Here is an 18,346-nt window from a genome sequence, read left to right as displayed (position 1 = left end):
TAAACCAATCCATTATGAAAAAACTATATGTAATATTGGCTCTTTCAGCGGTTTCTTTTGCGTTCTCACAATTAAAAACATTAGAAAGGGTGGAACCAGCCTTTTGGTGGAAAGGAATGAAAAATCCTGAACTTCAGATATTAGTGTATGGGAAAAATATTGCTGAGAATGAAATTGAGCTGTCAGATGGAATTCAAATAAAAGATATTCAGAAAGTTGAGAATCCAAATTATGTTTTTCTTACGGTCAATACAAACGAAATTAAAGTTCCTAATTTTAAGATCAACGTGAAAAAGGATAGGAAAAATATAGCATCTTATTCTTATGAACTCAAACAAAGAGAACCAAATTCGGCAAATCGGGAATCTTTTACCTCCAAAGATGTGATGTACCTTATCATGCCTGACCGTTTTGCTAATGGAGATGAAAAGAATGATTCACGACCTGATCTCACCGAAAAAGTCAATAGAAACCTTCCCAATGGAAGACATGGCGGAGATCTTCGGGGAATTATCAATAATCTTGATTACATTCAAAATTTAGGAGCAACATCAATATGGCTAACTCCGGTTACTGAAGATAACGAAAAAGTGTATTCTTACCACGGATATGCACAGACAGATCTTTATAAAATTGACGGTCGTTATGGTACCAATGAAGAATACCGTGAACTATCCCGTGAGTTGAACAAAAGAAAAATGAAATTGGTTTTAGATTATGTGACAAATCATTGGGGAATTTCACACTGGATGATCAAGGATCTACCTACGAAAGACTGGATCCATTGGTTTGATGAAGGAGAAAAAGGTTTCTATCGCTCTAATTATAAAACAACAACTCAGTTTGATACAAACGCTTCTGAAATTGATAAAAAATATGCTTTAGACGGGTGGTTTGATAAAACAATGCCGGATATCAATCAAAAAAATCCCCTGGTTCTTAAATATTTAATCCAGAATGCAATCTGGTGGATCGAGTATGCTGAATTAGGAGGCTTTCGTGTGGATACCTATCCTTATAATGACAAAGAAGCAATGGCGAAATGGGCGAAAGCAATTACTGATGAATATCCGAAATTTAATATCGTTGGAGAAACCTGGCTCTACACGGCTGGTCAGATTTCAGCATGGCAAAAAGGCTCAAAAACTGGAGAGGCGGCTCACTATAATTCTAATTTACCCTCTGTAATGGATTTCATGTTGTATGGTGATTTACCCAAAGCATTTAATGAAAAAGAAAGCTGGGATAGTGGATTGATTAAATTGTATAATGTATTCACCAGTGACTTCCTTTATCCGGATATCAATAATGTGATGGTCTTCTTTGAAAACCATGATACCGAAAGATGGAACGAAATTTTTAATGCCAATCCGGAAGCTTATAAAATGGGATTAACTGTAATTTCTACAGTGCGTGGAATTCCACAGATCTACTATGGGTCGGAGATAGGGATGAGAGGGAATAAAGAGAAAGGTGGTGATGCAGATATCAGAAGAGACTTTCCGGGAGGTTGGAGATCGGATCAACAAAATGCTTTCAATCCTTCAGCCCAAACTGAAAAGCAGAAAGAATTCTATGAATTTACCCAAAAGTTATTGAACTGGAGAAAAGGAAAAGAAGTCATTCACACCGGAAAAACTAAAAATTATATTCCTCAAAACAATGTTTTCGTATATTTCAGATATAATGAAAAAGAAAGTGTGATGGTCGTTTTGAACAACAACGAAAAAGAACAGATATTAGATTTAAAACGTTTTGCTGAATCTTTGAATCATGTCCAAAAAGGAAAGGATATCATCTCGGGAAAAGAATTTTCATTACAAAGTACCATGAGCATACCCGCAAAAACTTCATTAATTATTGAATTACAAAAATAGTTACATAAATTTATTTAATTTAGAATATGAAAAAAATTACAATCATTTATACACTGATATTTTTAGTGTTAAATTTTAGCCATTTCTCGGCACAATCTAAAGACGCCAAATTTGAAAAAGATAAAACCGATATCAGTACTATGCTTGATGGTTTCAATGTAGCAGCTGCGAAAGCAGATTTTAATGCTTATTTCAATTACTTTGCTGATGAATCTACGTTCATAGGAACCGATGCAAGCGAAGTTTGGGATAAAAAAGCATTTATGATTTGGGCTAAACCGTATTTTGACAAAAAGAAAACATGGAATTTTACTTCTCTTAAAAGGAATGTCTATTTCAGTAAGGACGGTAAACTGGCATGGTTTGATGAATTATTAGATACTCAGATGAAAATCTGTCGTGGTTCGGGTGTTGTAGAAAAAATAAACGGAAGTTGGAAAGTGAAGCAATATGTTCTTTCTATAACGGTTCCGAATGATGTAGTAGATAAAGTGGTTGCTGAAAAAGCACCTATTGAAGATGTGCTTTTACAGCAATTAAAAACCAAATAATACCTCCTATAGATAATGGGTAAAAAAGTAAAACCAAACCTCTCCATGACTCAGATCATCAACATGAGTATGGGTTTTTTAGGAATTCAGATGGCTTTTGGCTTACAAAATGGAAATGCAAGTAGAATTCTTGCCAATTTCGGGGCAGATGTTCATGAGCTATCCTGGTTTTGGTTGGTGGCACCTGTTACCGGATTAATTGTTCAGCCAATTATCGGACATATGGGAGATAATACCTGGAGTCCTTTGGGAAGAAGGAAACCCTATTTCCTAATTGGTGCTGTTTTATGTGCTATTGGTCTGGTTTTACTTCCTAATGCAGCTTCTGCTACCCAAATGATGGCTGCTAATGTATTGTTATTAGCCGTTATATTTTTGGCAATGATGGATGCTTCCATTAACGTTGCGATGGAGCCTTTCCGAGCTTTAGTAGGCGATATGCTTCCCAAGCATCAGGGAACAATTGGATTTTCTGTTCAAACAATACTAATTGGTATTGGAGCTGTGATCGGTTCTTATTTACCTGATTGGTTGACACAATTAGGAATTTCCAATGTAGCAAAAGCAGGTTTTGTAGCTGATAATGTTATTTATGCATTTTATATCGGAGCGGGTGTTTTATTATTAAGTATCCTGTACACCATTGTGAGTACCAAAGAATATTCACCACAGGAATTTGCGGAATTTGAAAATGGGAAAGAGATGGTTGAAGAACCATCCAAATTCTCTGATATTTTTAAAGATTTTGCTAAAATACCTTTATTAATGAAGAAGCTTGGAGCAGTACAGTTCTTCTCATGGTTTGCATTGTTTACCATGTGGGTATTTACAACAAGTGCTTTAGCCACCCATCATTTTGGACTTTCACCACAAGATACTCATTCTGTTGAATTTAATAAAGCAGGAGATCTTACAGGAAAATTATTTGGATACTATAATTTATGGGCGATTCCGTTTGCATTTTTATTAACTCCGATTGCTAAAGTAATTGGCAAAAAACAAACGCATGCATTAGCTCTTTTTTGTGGTGGATTAGGATTGATCTCTATGTATTTTATTAAAGATATCAGTTATCTCAAAATTTCTATGATAGGATTGGGATTTGCATGGGCAAGCATCTTAGCAATGCCCTATGCGATGTTAATTGATGCCATTCCACAAAAGAAGATGGGAGTATACATGGGAATTTTCAACTTCTTCATTGTCATTCCACAAATTATCAATGGCCTTTTTGGCGGACCTATAGTAAGTGGGTTCTTCGGAAACTATGCTATTGGTTACGTTGTAGTAGGTGGGGTCTGTATGTTGCTTGGAGCTATTCTTACGATGATTCTTGTTAAATCAGAAGATGAAACGCCTAAAGAAATTGAGGAAGAAATTAAGCAGGTACATTTTTGATTGAAGCAAGTACTAGAAGTTAGAAGTTAGAAGTTAGAAGTGCGACGAGATTATGTACTTTAAAAACAAATATCAATAGGAGTGGGCTTTAGCCCACTTTTTTATTATAAATATATTCAAATGGCTTTAGTCAAAACATAAGTTTAAGTCTCGCAGATTTTGCAGATTTTATTTTTATGATGAGGTGAAATCTACATAATCTATAAAGTTCGCGAGACTATTTTGATATACCATATCCACATAGAATCATGGTTCTTTATTTATATAATCAATTGGAATTTAATTTTTTATTAAGCTAACCCCGGTTTTAAATCTTTAATTTAGATAGATTAAAATTTTAAAGGATGTATGATATCATAATCATTGGTAGTGGAGCAGGAGGTGCAACAATGGCTTATAGATTAGCTGACAGTGGAAAGAAAATACTGGTTATTGAAAGAGGGGATTATGTACCTGTTGAAAAAGAAAACTGGGGTTCTATAGAAGTTTTTGAGAAGAACAGATATACAACAACAGATCTATGGTTAGATAAACATGGAAAGCCATTTCGCCCCGGAATGCATTATAATGTAGGTGGAAATACCAAATTTTATGGAGCTGCTTTATTTCGTTTGAGGGAAGAAGACTTTAAAGAAATACAACATTATGGAGGAACTTCACCAGCCTGGCCTATTCAATATGAAGATTTAAAGGCTTATTATCTGGAAGCTGAAAAGCTTTTTCATGTTCACGGTAAAAGAGGATCAGATCCAACAGAACCATTCGATTCTGAACCTTACCCTAATCCACCATTACCCCACGAACCGAGAATTCAAGAGATTGTTGATGAATTAACCAATTATGGACTGCATCCTTTTGAATTGCCTATCGGGGTGAATTTAGAACCTCATAATACAGCAAATGCCCCTTACATATTAGATCGTTTTGATGGTTTTCCAGATGCTTCCGAAAGAAAAGGTGATGCCCATCTATGTTCATTATCCAAAGCATTGGAGTATCCCAATGTAGAATTGATGACCAATGCAAAAGTGCTAAAATTGAACACTGACAGCACAGGAAAGAGAATTTCTGAGGTTTTAATAGAACGGAATGGAGAAACAAAAACATTGACTTCAGATCTGGTGATTCTTTCTGCAGGCGCTATTAATTCTGCAGCTATATTATTGGAAAGTAAAAACGAACAGTTTCCTGATGGTCTTGCCAATACATCAGATCAGATAGGAAGAAATTATATGTTTCATCAGAATACAGCATTGGTGGCTTTATATACGGAGCCGAACCCTACAAAATTTGGAAAAACATTTGGTATCAATGATTTCTACCATGCAAACAGAGGTTATGAATTTCCTTTAGGACATATCCAGATGTTGGGAAAGTCCGATGAACATCAGATTAAAGCAGATAGTCCAATTCCTGCACCAGGTTTTACTTTTGAACTCATGGCTAAGCATGCAGTCGATTTTTGGCTGACATCTGAAGATCTGCCAGATCCTGAAAATAGGGTGACCGTAGAAAATGGACAGATTAAAATAACCTACTCTGAGAACAATCAAAAAGGACATGAACTTTTAAAAGCTGAATTGATTAAAGCTTTAAAAGCATCCGGAAAATTTGAAAGCTTTTTATTCAAAGGGTTTTATTTCAGTAAAGGAATGGATATCGCTTCACCAGCACATCAGAATGGAACGACAAAAATGGGTGTAGATCCTAAAACTTCAGTGGTTGATACGAACTGTAAAGCACATGATTTAGAAAACCTATATATTGTAGATGGTGGATTCTTTGTCTCCAGTGGAGCGGTAAATCCGGCACTTACCATTATTGCTATGGCATTAAGAGTGGGAGATTATCTGAAAACCCATGTTTTAACATCATGAATTCTAAAACAGTAACCATCATTGTCGTCTATTTACTGGCTTTTCTGACAGGAGTTAATTTTGTTGTATTTCCGGCTTTGGGAACTGCTTTTATAGATCATTCTTTATTTGAGTTAAGTCCGTCAAAGTTTGGAAATCTCTTCATCCCACAAGTAATTTGCATTATTGTTTCCTGTTTAGGAGCTCCTTTTCTTGTTAATAAAATAGGGCCTAAAATAGTTTTGAGCTGCGGACTCTTATTGATGATTATATCGACGGGAACCTTATGGATACTTCACTATTTTATGGACGAAAAGTTCTTATTGTTTCCTGTATTAATGATTTTGGTAGCATTTACAGGAACAGGATTTGGACTTTCTATAACGACATTAAATCCATTAGCCGCGAGCTTGTTTGATAATAAAAGATCTTCTGCTATTTTGATCTTACAGTTTTTAGTGGGATTGGGAACCTTTACTTCCCCATTAATGATGAATCTGATAGGTGATGTCAAAAACTGGATGTATGTTCCCGGCAGTATATTTATTGTCGTGACTATCGCTTTTATCGCTTTTTTATTTTTAAAATTAGAAAAAGGAACATTTTTCGAACTTCCCAGGCATTTTAAAATTCCCGGAAAACTATGGATTTTCTTTGTTACCATTATTTTATTTGGATGCATAGAAGGCACCTTTGGAAGTTTTGGTGGAATTATACTTAAAAATCAAGGCCTGGATAATAACAAAGCCAGTCTCGGGCTTTCCTTATTTTGGGGTGGTATTGCTCTTAATCGATTGTTGTTTGGAATTTTTTCAGAAAGATTTAATTTATCCTATGTTTATTTAACTTCTCCTTTATGGGTAGCTGGGTTGGTCTTTCTAATGTTGGTCGATCCTAATGTAAATATTCTTTTATTCCTGATGTTCTTCATTGGCTTTTTTATGGGAAGTATTTTCCCCGGATCTATTGGTTGGGGAACCATAGAATTTCCAACGCTTTCTGTATTGGTTTCCGGATTTTTAATGGCTGCTAATCAAATTGGGACCGGCGCTGTAACAAATATCTTAGGTCATTTTTCCAATTATACTTCTATGATTTTAGAATTTCTTATCGTCTTTATGATACTTATTTGCGGTCTTCTTTTCTATCTTAAAAGAGATTCTAAAATTAAAGAGGCTTTTTAATACAATTTTGAAACTTTGAAGATCTGCTCTATCTGCTTGATTTACGAAATTATCTTGTTTTATGACTAAAGGTGGACAAAAGCCCACCTTAAAAATAAGAATATAAAAAACGGTTATTAACCAAAACTTAGAAACTATACGCTTCGATTTCTGAAACAGTTTTAGATAAATTTTCCTCTTTTAAATGAGGCATCATCGTTCCCTGAGATTTGAAAACTTCAACATCTGTAATGCCAATAAAACCTAATAAAGTTTTTAAATACGTTTCAACATTCTCAATAAGTCCATTTTCATATACACCACCGGCTGCAAAATTCAGATATACTTTTTTGTTCTCCAGAAGACCTTTTGGTGCTCCATCAGCATAAGAAAATGTTTTTCCTGCAACAGAAATACTGTCAATCCAGGATTTTAAAGTTGATGGAAAACTGAAATTATAAAAAGGAACTCCAATCACGATAATATCTGCATTCTGAACTTCTCTCAATGCTTCGTCAGAATATTTCGAAGCTTCTTTTTGTTCGTCATTCTTTTCTTCATCGGGAATTCTTGATGCACTGAAATGATGAATTTCTAAATGGGGAATCGGGTTTGTTGCCAAATCACGGACAACAACTTTGCTTTCAGGATTTTTTTCTAACAATTGATTAATAACAGTCTGAGAGAGTTGACTGCTTATAGAGTTTTCTCCTACAATACTTGTTTTGATATTTAAAATGTTTGCCATTTTGTTTTTTGTTTTTATTGATGACAAAATTATTGTAAATTTACTTTCAAAAGTATAGTAGTTACCTAAAGGAAAGTGAAATAATGGAAAAACAACATAATCATAAAGATTGTATGCAGGCTTTAAAACCTGTTCAGGATACATTAGATGTAATCAATGGCAAATGGAAATTACAAATCATCATTTCTTTAAACCATGGAAATAAGCGGTTTACAGAAATCGAAAGAAGCATCCCTAAATTAACCTCAAAAGTTTTAGCCAAAGAATTAAAAGAACTGGAGCAAAATGGGTTAGTTGAAAGAATAGTGAGAGATAGCTATCCCGTTTCTATTGAATACCTGCCAACTGAATATACAAAAACCCTGCATCCCGTAGTGGAATCATTAAAGAATTGGGGTACAAATCATCGCCAGCATATTTTTGGTACAGGTGTCGAAGAAATAAAAGATAGCGAGAGTTAAAAGAAGGAAGGCAAAATCGCTGAATCGCAAAACTGCGAAATCACATCATTATAAAATAGGAAAAAGCTTAGATACAAACGCTGTTTTGTCATTCCGCAGGAATCTCACTAAAAAATATTCAGAATCCATAATCCATAATTCAAAATTTATAATACATAATTTAATCTAAACATCCTTTCTTACCTTACATCAACATCTACGAATCTCACACGCCGTATATTTGTACCATAATTAATCACAATATGAAAACAGTATATCATAAATCAGATTCAAGAGGCCATGCTAATCATGGTTGGTTAAATAGTTACCATACTTTCAGTTTTGCAAATTATCAGAATCCTGAAAGAAGCAATTTTGGAGTTTTAAGAGTGTTGAATGATGACACGGTTTCTCAGGGAATGGGATTTGGAACACACCCTCACAGAGATATGGAAATTATTTCTATTCCTTTGGAAGGTGATTTGGAACATAAAGACTCAATAGGAACAACAGCTGTTATTAAAAAGGGAGAAATTCAGGTGATGAGTGCAGGAACTGGTGTACAACACAGTGAGTACAATAAAAATAAAGATGAAGAAGTAAAATTCTTACAGATCTGGGTTTTCCCAAGAGAATTGAATGTAGAACCCCGATATGATCAGAAAAGCATTAAGGAAGGAGAAAAGATCAATGGGTTTCAGCAGATTCTTTCACCAAATAAAGATGATGATGGAGTTTGGATTCATCAGGATGCATGGTTTAATTTAGCCAATTTTACCAAAGGAAATGGGAAGAACTATGTTTTTAATAAAAAAGGAAATGGTGTTTATGCTTTTGTATTGAAAGGAAGTGCAAAAGTAGGAGACAGAGTATTAAATGAAAGAGACGGATTGGGAATTTGGGATACTCAGAGTTTTAACATCGAAGCTGTTGAAGACACCGAAATATTATTGATGGAAGTTCCAATGGATTTACCATCTTATTTGAAATAAAAATTAAATTTGTAGACTTAAAAAAAATTAAATAGAATGAAAGTTTTAGCAATAGCAGGAAGTAATTCCGATGCATCAATGAATAAGCATTTAGTATCTTATGCTGCATCTATGTTTGGAGAAAATGCAGAAGTAGAAGTAATAGATTTGAATCCTTTTGAAATGCCTATTTATAAGCATGAAAGAGAACTGGCAGGAGGTGTACCTCAGGAAGCAAAGGATTTTGCTGCAAAAATTGATGCTGCGAATTTACTTTTGGTTTCTTTACCAGAACATAATGGTACATATTCAACGGCTTTTAAAAATGTGTTCGACTGGGTTTCCAGAATCAAAGACAGAACAGTCTGGAATGAAGTACCAATGCTTTTAATGTCTACATCACCTGGTGGAAGAGGCGGAGCTGGAGTTTTGGAAGCTGCGGGTAAACGTTTTCCTTTCCATGGCGGAAATGTGGTAGAAACATTTTCACTTCCTTTCTTCAATGATAACTTTGATAAAGGAGCTGGAAAAATATCTAACGAGGAAAAAGACAGCGAATTAAGAGAAAAAATTATTAAGATTTCTGCTATTGAAACAATCTTGGAAAAATAGAATTTGAATATTAATTTAAAATTACTATTTTTGCAAAAAGAAAAGAGATGAAAATTCAGTCCACTTTCAAAGAATGTTTTTCCATAAAAGGGAAAACTGTGGGCTCTAAAATTCTCAGATAAAATACTGGCCGATAATCTACTAAGATTGTCGGCTTTTTTATTTTCTAAATTTTGAATAAATTAATATAAAAGATAGAGTACATCAGATGTAAGATATTAGATTTACAATAGTTTGTAATCCGAAATCTAGCCTCTAAAATCTAAATACAACATGAGCAACACTTACAAATCTGCAGGAGTAGACAAAGAAGAAGGATACAAAACCGTTGATAAGATCAAAAAAGCGGTTGGTGAAACCCACAATTCCAATGTATTGAATCATCTGGGAAGTTTTGGTGCTTTCTATGAGATCGGTGGTTATAAAAATCCCGTATTGGTTTCAGGAACAGATGGAGTTGGAACTAAACTTAAGGTAGCTTTAGATTCCAAAAAATATGACTCTATAGGAGTCGATTGTTTTGCAATGTGTGCTAATGATATTCTTTGTCACGGTGCAAAACCATTATTCTTTTTAGATTATTTGGCTTGTGGAAAATTAGATTCTGAAATTGCTGCAGAAATCGTTTTAGGAATGGTCGCAGCTTGTAAAGATAACAACTGTGCATTAATAGGTGGTGAAACTGCTGAAATGCCAGGAATGTATCAACCTGGAGATTATGATGTTGCAGGATTCTGTGTAGGAATTGTTGAAAAAGATCAGATCATCGATGGTTCTAAAATAAAAACTGGTGATAAAATTATTGCATTACCAAGTTCAGGATTCCATTCAAATGGATTTTCATTGGTAAGAAAAGTATTCCCGAATTTTGAAGAAGAATTCGAAGGAAAACCACTTTACGAAACACTATTAGTTCCTACAAGATTATATTATAAAGACATTCATAAAGTAATTGAAGAGGTAAAAGTTTCAGGAATTGCTCACATTACAGGAGGTGGTTTATACGAAAATATTCCAAGAATTATTGGTGAAGGTTTATGTGCTTCGATTGATGCTTCAAAAATTCAGATTCCAAGTATCATGCTTGAACTGGAAAAAAGAGGGGGTGTAGCCCGTGAAGAAATGTTCGGAACTTTCAATATGGGAGTAGGAATGATCGTTGTAGTAGATCCAACACATGCTGAAAAAGTATTGCACCTATTGGATGATGCATATGAAATCGGAGAAATCACTGAAGGAAGCGAGAAAATTAATTTAGCAATATAACAATCGATCAATGTACCAGTGTACCAATTGAATTCATTGTTACATTGTTAAACTGATACATTGTTACATTAATAACATGAAAAACATCGTTGTACTCGTTTCAGGTTCCGGAACTAATCTTCAAAGAATTTTAGATACCATTGATAATGGAGAGATCCAGAATGCAAAAGTATCTCTTGTTGTTGCTGATAGAGAATGTTATGGACTGGAAAGAGCAAAAAATCATAACATAGAAAACATACTGATTCCAAGGGGCAAGAACTTCAGCAGTGAATTGAGTAAGGTGATTCCTGAAAATACAGACCTAATTGTATTGGCTGGATTTTTATCTATTCTAAAACCTGAATTTTGTGAAAACTGGAACGGGAAAATAATTAATATTCACCCTGCATTATTACCAAAATACGGTGGAAAAGGAATGTGGGGAATGAATGTTCACAATGCTGTTATTGAAGCTAAAGAAAAGGAAAGTGGGGCAACAGTACATTTTGTAACCCCTGGAATTGATGAAGGACAAGCGATTCTGCAGAAATCATTTGAAGTTACTGAAAATGATACACCTGAGACGCTAGCTGAAAAAGTGCATAAGGTTGAATATGAGATTTTCCCAATAGCAATTAATAAAGTATTAGGGAATTAGCTATAAATAAAAACCAACAAAAATGACAACCAGAATCGTTATTTCTTTTTTGACAATTTTTATCATTTTTTCGTGTAATAAGGTTGCAACGAAAGATCAGGAAATAACCACCAAAAACTATTTTAGTTATGGGGATTCGATTCAGTCAGGGGGAGTGAAGATGATTCCAATCACAACACCCGTTGGAAATTTTAGGGTATGGACAAAACGTTTCGGGAATAATCCAAAGATCAAAGTTTTGCTTCTGCATGGAGGTCCGGGGATGACCCACGAATATATGGAATGCTTTGAAACTTTCTTCCAGAAAGAAGGTTTTGAGTTTTATGAATATGATCAGTTGGGATCTTATTACAGTGATCAGCCGGTAGATGATAGACTTTGGACAACAGATCGTTTTGTAGATGAAGTTGAGCAGGTGCGAAAAGCGATTGGTGCAGATAAATCTAATTTTTATGTTTTAGGTAATTCCTGGGGTGGAATTTTAGCGATGGAATATGCCCTGAAATATCAGAAAAATTTAAAAGGATTAATGGTTGCCAATATGGTGGCAAGCGCACCGGAATATGGTAAATATGCAGATGAAGTTTTAGCAAAGCAGATGAAGCCGGAAGTTTTAAAAGAAATAAGAGCAATCGAGGCAAAAAAAGATTTTGCTAATCCACGTTATATGGAGTTGCTTATTCCCAACTTTTATAATCAGCATATCTGTCGTTTAAAAGAATGGCCGGATGGAGTAAATCGAGCATTAAAGCATTCTAATGAAAATGTTTACACATTGATGCAGGGGCCGAGTGAATTTGGAATTAGTGGACGTTTGGGTGATTGGGATATTAAAGGCCGATTGCCTGAAATCAATATTCCTACATTAATGATTGGTGCAAAATATGACACGATGGATCCAAAAGCGATGGAGGAACAAAGTAAACTGGTGAAAAAAGGAAGATACCTTTACTGCCCAAACGGAAGTCATCTTGCCATGTGGGACGATCAAAAGGTTTTCATGAATGGAGTTATTAATTTTATAAATGATGTCGATTCCCGAAAATTTTAAGAATTATCCTCTTATTTCAGAATTTGTGTATAAAAAATCTAAGTAAAATAAAAGTAAATCCGGAGGTGAAAGACCGGGAATACAGTTTGAAATGGCTGTGAAAAGTAAAAAATTGAAAGTAAAATGAGTAAAAAGAGAGTTTTAATCAGTGTTTCTGACAAGAACGGATTAATAGAATTCGCTCAGTTTTTGGAAGCCCAGAACTACGAATTGATTTCTACTGGCGGAACATTCAAGCATTTGAAAGAAGCAGGTTTAAATCCGATTCAGATCGATGAGGTAACCAACTTCCCTGAGATGCTGGATGGTAGAGTAAAAACCTTACATCCAAAAGTTCATGGCGGACTATTAGCTGTTCGTTCCAATGAAGAACACATGAAGACGGTTCAGGAACACGGAATTGGTTTGATTGATATGGTGATCGTAAATCTTTACCCTTTCTTTGAAAATGTAAATAAAGACATTTCTTTACACGAGAAGGTAGAATTTATCGACATCGGAGGTCCTTCCATGCTTCGTTCAGCAGCCAAGAATTTTGACTCTGTTACTGTAATTACTGATGTTGAAGATTATACAGCAGTAAAAATTGAAATGGAGCAGAACGGCGATACTTACATCGAGACCCGTAAAAAACTAGCTGGTAAAGTATTTAACCTTACTTCCGCTTATGATGCTGCAATTTCAAGAATGCTTTTAGAGGAGGAATATCCTGCTTATTTAAGTGCTTCTTACAAAAAAGCAGCTGACTTAAGATACGGTGAAAACCCTCATCAGACAGCCGCTTACTATGTTTCTACTTTTGAAAATGGAGCAATGAAAGATTTCGAACAGCTTGGTGGAAAAGAACTTTCTTTCAACAACCTTCGCGATATGGATCTTTGCTGGAAAGTAGTGAATGAGTTCAAAGAAGAAATGGCTTGTTGTGCTGTGAAACATTCAACACCTTGTGGCGTTGCTATAGGAACTTCAGCATTGGAAACATATCAGAAAACTTTTGAATGTGATCCAATTTCCATCTTTGGCGGAATTGTTGCAATGAATTATAAGATCGACGCGGCAACAGCTGAAGAATTAAATAAAACCTTCCTTGAAATTGTAATGGCTCCTGATTTTGATGAGGAAGCTTTAGAGGTTTTAAGAAAAAAGAAAAATTTAAGAATTATAAAAATCGTTAATCCTGTTTCTGACAAGCAGACATGGGTGAAAATTGATGGTGGTATATTAGTTCAGGACAATGATACTTATTTTTCTGAAGATATCAAAGTAGTTACCGATGTACAGCCTACAGAAGAGCAGAAAAAAGCATTGCTTTTCTCTCAGAGAGTAGTAAAATATGTAAAATCAAATGCGATTGTTGTTTCCAATGGAATTCAGGCCTTTGGAATAGGTGGTGGACAGGTTAACAGAATCTGGGCTACTCAACAGGCAATCGAAAGAGCTAAGGAGAAATTCTCCGGAAATTTAGTACTGGCTTCAGATGCATTTTTCCCTTTCCGTGATGTAGTAGATTTCTGCGCTGAGCAAGGTATAAAAGCAATCATTCAGCCAGGAGGTAGTGTAAAAGATCAGGACAGTATCGAAGCCGCAAACGAACACGGAATTCCGATGATGTTTACTGGAGTTAGACATTTTTTACACTAATTAAAATAGAATTAAAAAGTAGTTTTGAGATGGTATTTATAGCATTCAAAATTATATATTTGTATAATATAGACTAGATAATTAAATAAAAGTATGAGAATCTTAATCATAGGTGAAGGTGGAAGAGAGTCTGCATTAGCGGCAAAACTTCATAAAGACTCCAGAGTGACTAAAATGTTTTTTGCTAATGGAAATGCATCTACGGATGTTATGGGAAAAAATGTTCATTTATCAGAAATTAAAGAACTTAGAGATTTCGCTATTAAGGAAAAAGTAGATTTAACGATCGTAGGTCCTGAAGCTCCTCTTGTAGCAGGTTTGAAGGATGAATTTAAGAAACATGATCTTAAAGTTTTTGGTCCGAATCAAAAAGTAGCAAGTCTGGAAGGAAGTAAAGCTTTCTCTAAGAAATTTATGCAGACCTATGATATTAAAACAGCTAAAGCTGTAGTATTTGATTCATATAACGAAGCTAAAGAATATGTAAAAACTCAGGAATATCCTTTAGTGATCAAAGCGAGTGGTTTAGCAGGAGGAAAAGGTGTTGTGATCTGTGATACTTTAGAAGAAGCTGAAGCCACTATTCACGATTTCATGATTCGCAGAATCTATGGAGATGCTGGTATCCGTTTAGTTATCGAAGAATTTTTACAAGGTTTTGAAGCATCTATCATTGCATTCTCAAACGGAGAAAAATTGTTCCCTTGTATAGCTGCTAAAGATTATAAAAAAGCTGGAAACGGCGATACGGGTCCTAATACAGGTGGTATGGGTTCAGTGGCACCAAGCCCGGAATTTACTGCAGAACATCAGGCGGATTTTGAGAAAAATATTTTAGAACCAACTGTTCATGGTCTTAAAGAAGAAGGATTTAGTTTTAAAGGGATCATTTTCTTTGGATTAATGGTAACTAAAAACGGAACATACCTTCTTGAATATAATATGAGATTCGGAGATCCTGAAACTCAGGTATTGATGGCTCTTATGGAAAACAATCTGCTGGATGTTATCAATGACTGTATGAACGGTAAAGATATCGAGCTTAAGTTTAAGGACGAAAAAGCAGTATGTCTGGTGATGTGTTCAGGAGGATATCCAAGAAACATTGAAACAGGCTTCGAGATCAAAGGAGAGGATAAAGTACAACACAGCCAGTTATTGCATGCCGGAGCTATTAGAAAAGGAGATAAAGTGGTTTCTAATGGTGGTAGAGTACTTAACCTGGTTGCTACAGGAGCTACTTATGACGAAGCTCGCAAGAAAGTATACGAAGATGCAATTCCGGTTCACTTCGATTATAGTTTCTACAGAGAAGACATCGGAAAGTTTTAATAAAATCATAAAAAAAGATTTGGAACGTTTCCAAGTCTTTTTTTGTAAAACAGTTAATATTAGAAATAAGATTTCAGATACTAGATTCCAGGCTTCAGGCCCAAAAATCTGATATCTGATATCTTTAAAAAAATCAATTATAAAAATGAATAACGGTATTATCATATTAGATTTCGGATCACAGTATAACCAGCTTATCGGAAGAAGAATCCGGGAGATGGGTGTATATTCTGAAATCTTACCTTACAATACACCATTACAAGATATTTTAGACAAACAGCCAAGAGGAATTATCCTTTCCGGTGGTCCAAGTTCTGTGAATGCAGAAAATGCTCATCTTGTTGAAAAAGAATTATATGAGCAAGGAATTCCTGTATTGGGAATCTGTTACGGAATGCAGCTTACGGCACATCTTTTAGGTGGAAAAGTAAACAAAGGGGAAAAAGGAGAGTATGGAAAAGCTCATTTAGATATTATTAAAGAAAACGCTTTATTGAAAGGAGTAACTCAAAATTCTATCGTTTGGATGAGTCATTTTGACGAAGTCGGAGATTTACCAACTGGTTTTGAATTAAATGCAAAATCTGGTGTTATTGCTTCTATTTCTAATCCTGAAAGAAAAATTTACTGTGTACAGTTCCACCCTGAAGTTTCTCATACGGAAGAAGGAGGAAAAATACTTGAGAACTTTGTGTTCTCGATCTGTAATGCAGAGAAAAACTGGAAGCTGACCAACTATATTGAAAAGACCGTTGCAGAGATCAAAGAAAGAGTAGGAGACAATAAAGTGATCCTTGGACTTTCCGGAGGAGTAGACTCTTCTGTAGCAGCTGTTTTAATTCACAAGGCAATTGGAGATCAATTGACTTGTATCTTTGTTGATACCGGTCTTTTGAGAAAGAATGAAGATGTGAAAGTAATGGAGAATTATGGAGAGCATTTCAACATGAACATTAAGTTGGTTGATGCTTCCGAAAGATTCTTATCAAAGTTAGCTGGTGTAGATGATCCTGAACAAAAAAGAAAGATCATCGGAAACGAGTTTATTCATGTTTTTGATGAAGAATCCCATAAAATTGAAGGCGCTAAGTTCTTGGCACAGGGAACGATTTATCCCGACGTAATCGAAAGTCAGTCCGTAAACGGACCTTCTGCCGTAATTAAATCTCACCACAATGTGGGCGGGCTTCCGGAAGAAATGGATTTTGAATTGCTGGAGCCTCTAAGAGAGCTTTTCAAAGACGAAGTAAGAAAGGTAGGAGAAGAACTAGGTATTCCTCACCATCTGGTACACAGACACCCTTTCCCGGGTCCTGGTTTAGGAATTAGAATCTTAGGAGCTGTAGATGCTGAAAAAGTGAAAATCCTTCAGGAAGCTGACGATATTTTTATTGAAGAATTATATAAAAATGACCTTTACGAGAAAGTTTCTCAGGCTTTCGTCGTATTACTTCCTGTGAAATCAGTTGGAGTAATGGGTGACGAAAGAACATACGAGTACACGGCTGTAGTTCGTTCTGCAAATACCATAGATTTTATGACGGCAACGTGGAGCAGACTTCCTTACGAGTTTTTGGATACTGTTTCCAGTAGAATCATCAATGAAGTAAGAGGAATTAACAGAGTAGCTTATGATATTTCAAGCAAACCACCTGCAACAATTGAGTGGGAGTAATCCTGCTTTAAAATAGATAAAATACAGAATCCTACTTTTTTAGTAGGATTTTGCTTTTTATGATTATGCTCATGAGTTATTAGATTTTTAGGACTTATCTTTGTATAAGAATTAAGTGACTTATATTAATAAATATAATAATTTTTTTTTCATCATTTGTGTTTTTGACCTCCCTTAGGGGAGGTTTTGTTTTTTAAACTTTATATTGTTATTTAAACTCCCGAAAAGAATATTTATATTCCTTTCCATTCTTCTTTTTTAGAGTTAAGATTTTTTGAAATGGTTTTTTATAAATACTGTCACCTATTTCTGTAGTTGCATTGAAAATACTGTTATCATTTAAATCTGAAGTACGGGGATAAAAAACATATTGATTATATTTAAAAATAATTTTCACTCCCCTTGCATAATAGTCAGTGCCTAAGAGTTTATCGTTTAAATTGCTTTTATTAAAATTGATGTAATTATTTTTTGCTTCTTTTCCACCATAGCAATAATGTATTATAACTGCTATCAAGGCAATAATGAAAGGCAGATATTTTTTGAAATTCATTTTTTACTTGCTTTTTTATAAAATATTCTAACAAAGGCAGAATTGGTTTTTATGATTAAAATTTAAAAAAGGTGTATTTAAAAACCAAACCATTCTTTTTCTGTAATATTAAAGTATCTTGGAATTGTTTTTTTATAACCTTATCTCCAACTTTTGCAGTAAAAATAAAAATATTATTATCATTTAATTGACTGGTTTGGGGATAAAAAACAACAATTTTACTCTCTAAGTGCAATTTAATTCCTCGAGCAAATTCTTCTAAGCCAGTGATAGAACCGTTCAGATTACTTTTATTAAAATCATCATAATTCTTTCTGTCTCTTTTCTCCATTGAATTTGCTGTATAACAATAGATGGCTAATAATATAGCAATAGCTATCGAAAAAAATATCTTCTTATTCATTATTATCTATTTGTAGAACATCCTTTCCTTTGCTGGAACGAACATCTCACTTGCTCCTAATATTATATTGCAAATTTAAATCTATTTCCACAGTGTAAATGAAGGAGACGAGTATTTTTTCCTGAAAATAAATATATCTACAAAATTATTATACATTTAGAATTATAAA

The 18,346-nt window shown here is 34.6% G+C and carries 17 protein-coding genes; 14 read left to right on the top strand and 3 right to left on the bottom strand.

The window, feature by feature from the left end:
• Positions 1-14 precede the first annotated feature (14 nt).
• From J7E44_RS21385 to J7E44_RS21365, 5 genes are all read left to right on the top strand, one after another.
• Complete coding sequence (locus J7E44_RS21385) at positions 15-1,877, top strand: glycoside hydrolase family 13 protein (protein ID WP_214833479.1); 1,863 nt, start codon at positions 15-17, stop codon at positions 1,875-1,877.
• A 26-nt stretch (positions 1,878-1,903) separates the two neighbouring features.
• Positions 1,904-2,428, top strand: a complete 525-nt coding sequence (locus tag J7E44_RS21380; RefSeq protein ID WP_214833476.1) for a nuclear transport factor 2 family protein — start codon at positions 1,904-1,906, stop codon at positions 2,426-2,428.
• A 15-nt stretch (positions 2,429-2,443) separates the two neighbouring features.
• Complete coding sequence (locus tag J7E44_RS21375) at positions 2,444-3,826, top strand: MFS transporter (RefSeq protein WP_214833473.1); 1,383 nt, start codon at positions 2,444-2,446, stop codon at positions 3,824-3,826.
• 344 nt (positions 3,827-4,170) lie between these two features.
• Positions 4,171-5,703 (top strand): GMC oxidoreductase, encoded by a 1,533-nt coding sequence (locus tag J7E44_RS21370; protein ID WP_214833470.1) that lies wholly within the window; start codon positions 4,171-4,173, stop codon positions 5,701-5,703.
• A complete protein-coding gene (locus J7E44_RS21365) occupies positions 5,700-6,866 on the top strand; it encodes an MFS transporter (RefSeq protein ID WP_214833467.1) in 1,167 nt (388 codons plus the stop codon). The genes J7E44_RS21370 and J7E44_RS21365 overlap by 4 nt, the downstream gene beginning before the upstream one ends.
• A 127-nt stretch (positions 6,867-6,993) precedes the next feature.
• On the opposite strand, the gene J7E44_RS21360 is transcribed toward J7E44_RS21365, so the two are convergent.
• On the bottom strand, positions 6,994-7,593 hold the full coding sequence (locus J7E44_RS21360) for an FMN-dependent NADH-azoreductase (RefSeq protein WP_214833464.1): 600 nt from the start codon (positions 7,591-7,593) through the stop codon (positions 6,994-6,996).
• Between the two features lie 83 nt (positions 7,594-7,676).
• Here J7E44_RS21360 and J7E44_RS21355 point away from each other — a divergent pair, with 83 nt between their 5' ends.
• From J7E44_RS21355 to guaA, 9 genes are all read left to right on the top strand, one after another.
• A complete protein-coding gene (locus tag J7E44_RS21355) occupies positions 7,677-8,054 on the top strand; it encodes a winged helix-turn-helix transcriptional regulator (RefSeq protein WP_251040642.1) in 378 nt (125 codons plus the stop codon).
• 242 nt (positions 8,055-8,296) lie between these two features.
• Positions 8,297-9,025 (top strand): pirin family protein, encoded by a 729-nt coding sequence (locus J7E44_RS21350; RefSeq protein ID WP_214833461.1) that lies wholly within the window; start codon positions 8,297-8,299, stop codon positions 9,023-9,025.
• A 36-nt stretch (positions 9,026-9,061) separates the two neighbouring features.
• On the top strand, positions 9,062-9,616 hold the full coding sequence (locus tag J7E44_RS21345; protein ID WP_214833458.1) for an NADPH-dependent FMN reductase: 555 nt from the start codon (positions 9,062-9,064) through the stop codon (positions 9,614-9,616).
• Between the two features lie 273 nt (positions 9,617-9,889).
• On the top strand, positions 9,890-10,882 hold the full coding sequence (gene purM / locus J7E44_RS21340; RefSeq protein WP_214833455.1) for a phosphoribosylformylglycinamidine cyclo-ligase: 993 nt from the start codon (positions 9,890-9,892) through the stop codon (positions 10,880-10,882).
• Positions 10,883-10,958: 76 nt separating this feature from the next.
• Positions 10,959-11,522 (top strand): phosphoribosylglycinamide formyltransferase, encoded by a 564-nt coding sequence (purN, locus tag J7E44_RS21335; protein WP_214833453.1) that lies wholly within the window; start codon positions 10,959-10,961, stop codon positions 11,520-11,522.
• A 22-nt stretch (positions 11,523-11,544) separates the two neighbouring features.
• Positions 11,545-12,573 carry a proline-specific peptidase family protein gene (locus tag J7E44_RS21330; RefSeq protein WP_214833450.1) on the top strand — a complete coding sequence of 343 codons (1,029 nt, stop codon included), beginning with the start codon at positions 11,545-11,547 and terminating at the stop codon, positions 12,571-12,573.
• A 123-nt stretch (positions 12,574-12,696) separates the two neighbouring features.
• Positions 12,697-14,214, top strand: a complete 1,518-nt coding sequence (gene purH, locus J7E44_RS21325) for a bifunctional phosphoribosylaminoimidazolecarboxamide formyltransferase/IMP cyclohydrolase (protein ID WP_214833447.1) — start codon at positions 12,697-12,699, stop codon at positions 14,212-14,214.
• A 93-nt stretch (positions 14,215-14,307) separates the two neighbouring features.
• Positions 14,308-15,546 (top strand): phosphoribosylamine--glycine ligase, encoded by a 1,239-nt coding sequence (gene purD / locus J7E44_RS21320; protein WP_214833445.1) that lies wholly within the window; start codon positions 14,308-14,310, stop codon positions 15,544-15,546.
• A 145-nt stretch (positions 15,547-15,691) separates the two neighbouring features.
• Positions 15,692-17,221 carry a glutamine-hydrolyzing GMP synthase gene (guaA, locus tag J7E44_RS21315; protein WP_214833442.1) on the top strand — a complete coding sequence of 510 codons (1,530 nt, stop codon included), beginning with the start codon at positions 15,692-15,694 and terminating at the stop codon, positions 17,219-17,221.
• 208 nt (positions 17,222-17,429) lie between these two features.
• Here the strand turns inward: guaA and J7E44_RS21310 are convergent, their stop codons facing one another.
• Together J7E44_RS21310 and J7E44_RS21305 are read right to left on the bottom strand one after the other, a co-directional pair.
• Positions 17,430-17,774, bottom strand: coding sequence for a hypothetical protein (locus J7E44_RS21310; RefSeq protein ID WP_214833439.1), 345 nt, complete (start codon positions 17,772-17,774; stop codon positions 17,430-17,432).
• Between the two features lie 55 nt (positions 17,775-17,829).
• Positions 17,830-18,177 carry a hypothetical protein gene (locus J7E44_RS21305; RefSeq protein WP_214833436.1) on the bottom strand — a complete coding sequence of 116 codons (348 nt, stop codon included), beginning with the start codon at positions 18,175-18,177 and terminating at the stop codon, positions 17,830-17,832.
• Positions 18,178-18,346: the final 169 nt, after the last annotated feature.

Source organism: Chryseobacterium sp. ISL-6, from assembly GCF_018613715.1.
GTDB lineage: Bacteria > Bacteroidota > Bacteroidia > Flavobacteriales > Weeksellaceae > Chryseobacterium > Chryseobacterium paludis.
The sequence above is the reverse complement of the archived record's forward strand: the minus strand, read 5'-3'. Positions and strand labels throughout refer to the sequence as shown.

Excerpts from the sequence above, each read along its gene's own strand:
- J7E44_RS21385 (WP_214833479.1), top strand. The coding sequence starts at position 15 with ATGAAAAAACTATATGTAATATTGGCTCTTTCAGCGGTTTCTTTTGCG.
- J7E44_RS21380 (WP_214833476.1), top strand. The coding sequence starts at position 1,904 with ATGAAAAAAATTACAATCATTTATACACTGATATTTTTAGTGTTAAAT.
- J7E44_RS21375 (WP_214833473.1), top strand. The coding sequence starts at position 2,444 with ATGGGTAAAAAAGTAAAACCAAACCTCTCCATGACTCAGATCATCAAC.
- J7E44_RS21370 (WP_214833470.1), top strand. The coding sequence starts at position 4,171 with ATGTATGATATCATAATCATTGGTAGTGGAGCAGGAGGTGCAACAATG.
- J7E44_RS21365 (WP_214833467.1), top strand. The coding sequence starts at position 5,700 with ATGAATTCTAAAACAGTAACCATCATTGTCGTCTATTTACTGGCTTTT.
- J7E44_RS21360 (WP_214833464.1), bottom strand. The coding sequence starts at position 7,593 with ATGGCAAACATTTTAAATATCAAAACAAGTATTGTAGGAGAAAACTCT.
- J7E44_RS21355 (WP_251040642.1), top strand. The coding sequence starts at position 7,677 with ATGGAAAAACAACATAATCATAAAGATTGTATGCAGGCTTTAAAACCT.
- J7E44_RS21350 (WP_214833461.1), top strand. The coding sequence starts at position 8,297 with ATGAAAACAGTATATCATAAATCAGATTCAAGAGGCCATGCTAATCAT.
- J7E44_RS21345 (WP_214833458.1), top strand. The coding sequence starts at position 9,062 with ATGAAAGTTTTAGCAATAGCAGGAAGTAATTCCGATGCATCAATGAAT.
- purM (WP_214833455.1), top strand. The coding sequence starts at position 9,890 with ATGAGCAACACTTACAAATCTGCAGGAGTAGACAAAGAAGAAGGATAC.
- purN (WP_214833453.1), top strand. The coding sequence starts at position 10,959 with ATGAAAAACATCGTTGTACTCGTTTCAGGTTCCGGAACTAATCTTCAA.
- J7E44_RS21330 (WP_214833450.1), top strand. The coding sequence starts at position 11,545 with ATGACAACCAGAATCGTTATTTCTTTTTTGACAATTTTTATCATTTTT.
- purH (WP_214833447.1), top strand. The coding sequence starts at position 12,697 with ATGAGTAAAAAGAGAGTTTTAATCAGTGTTTCTGACAAGAACGGATTA.
- purD (WP_214833445.1), top strand. The coding sequence starts at position 14,308 with ATGAGAATCTTAATCATAGGTGAAGGTGGAAGAGAGTCTGCATTAGCG.
- guaA (WP_214833442.1), top strand. The coding sequence starts at position 15,692 with ATGAATAACGGTATTATCATATTAGATTTCGGATCACAGTATAACCAG.
- J7E44_RS21310 (WP_214833439.1), bottom strand. The coding sequence starts at position 17,774 with ATGAATTTCAAAAAATATCTGCCTTTCATTATTGCCTTGATAGCAGTT.
- J7E44_RS21305 (WP_214833436.1), bottom strand. The coding sequence starts at position 18,177 with ATGAATAAGAAGATATTTTTTTCGATAGCTATTGCTATATTATTAGCC.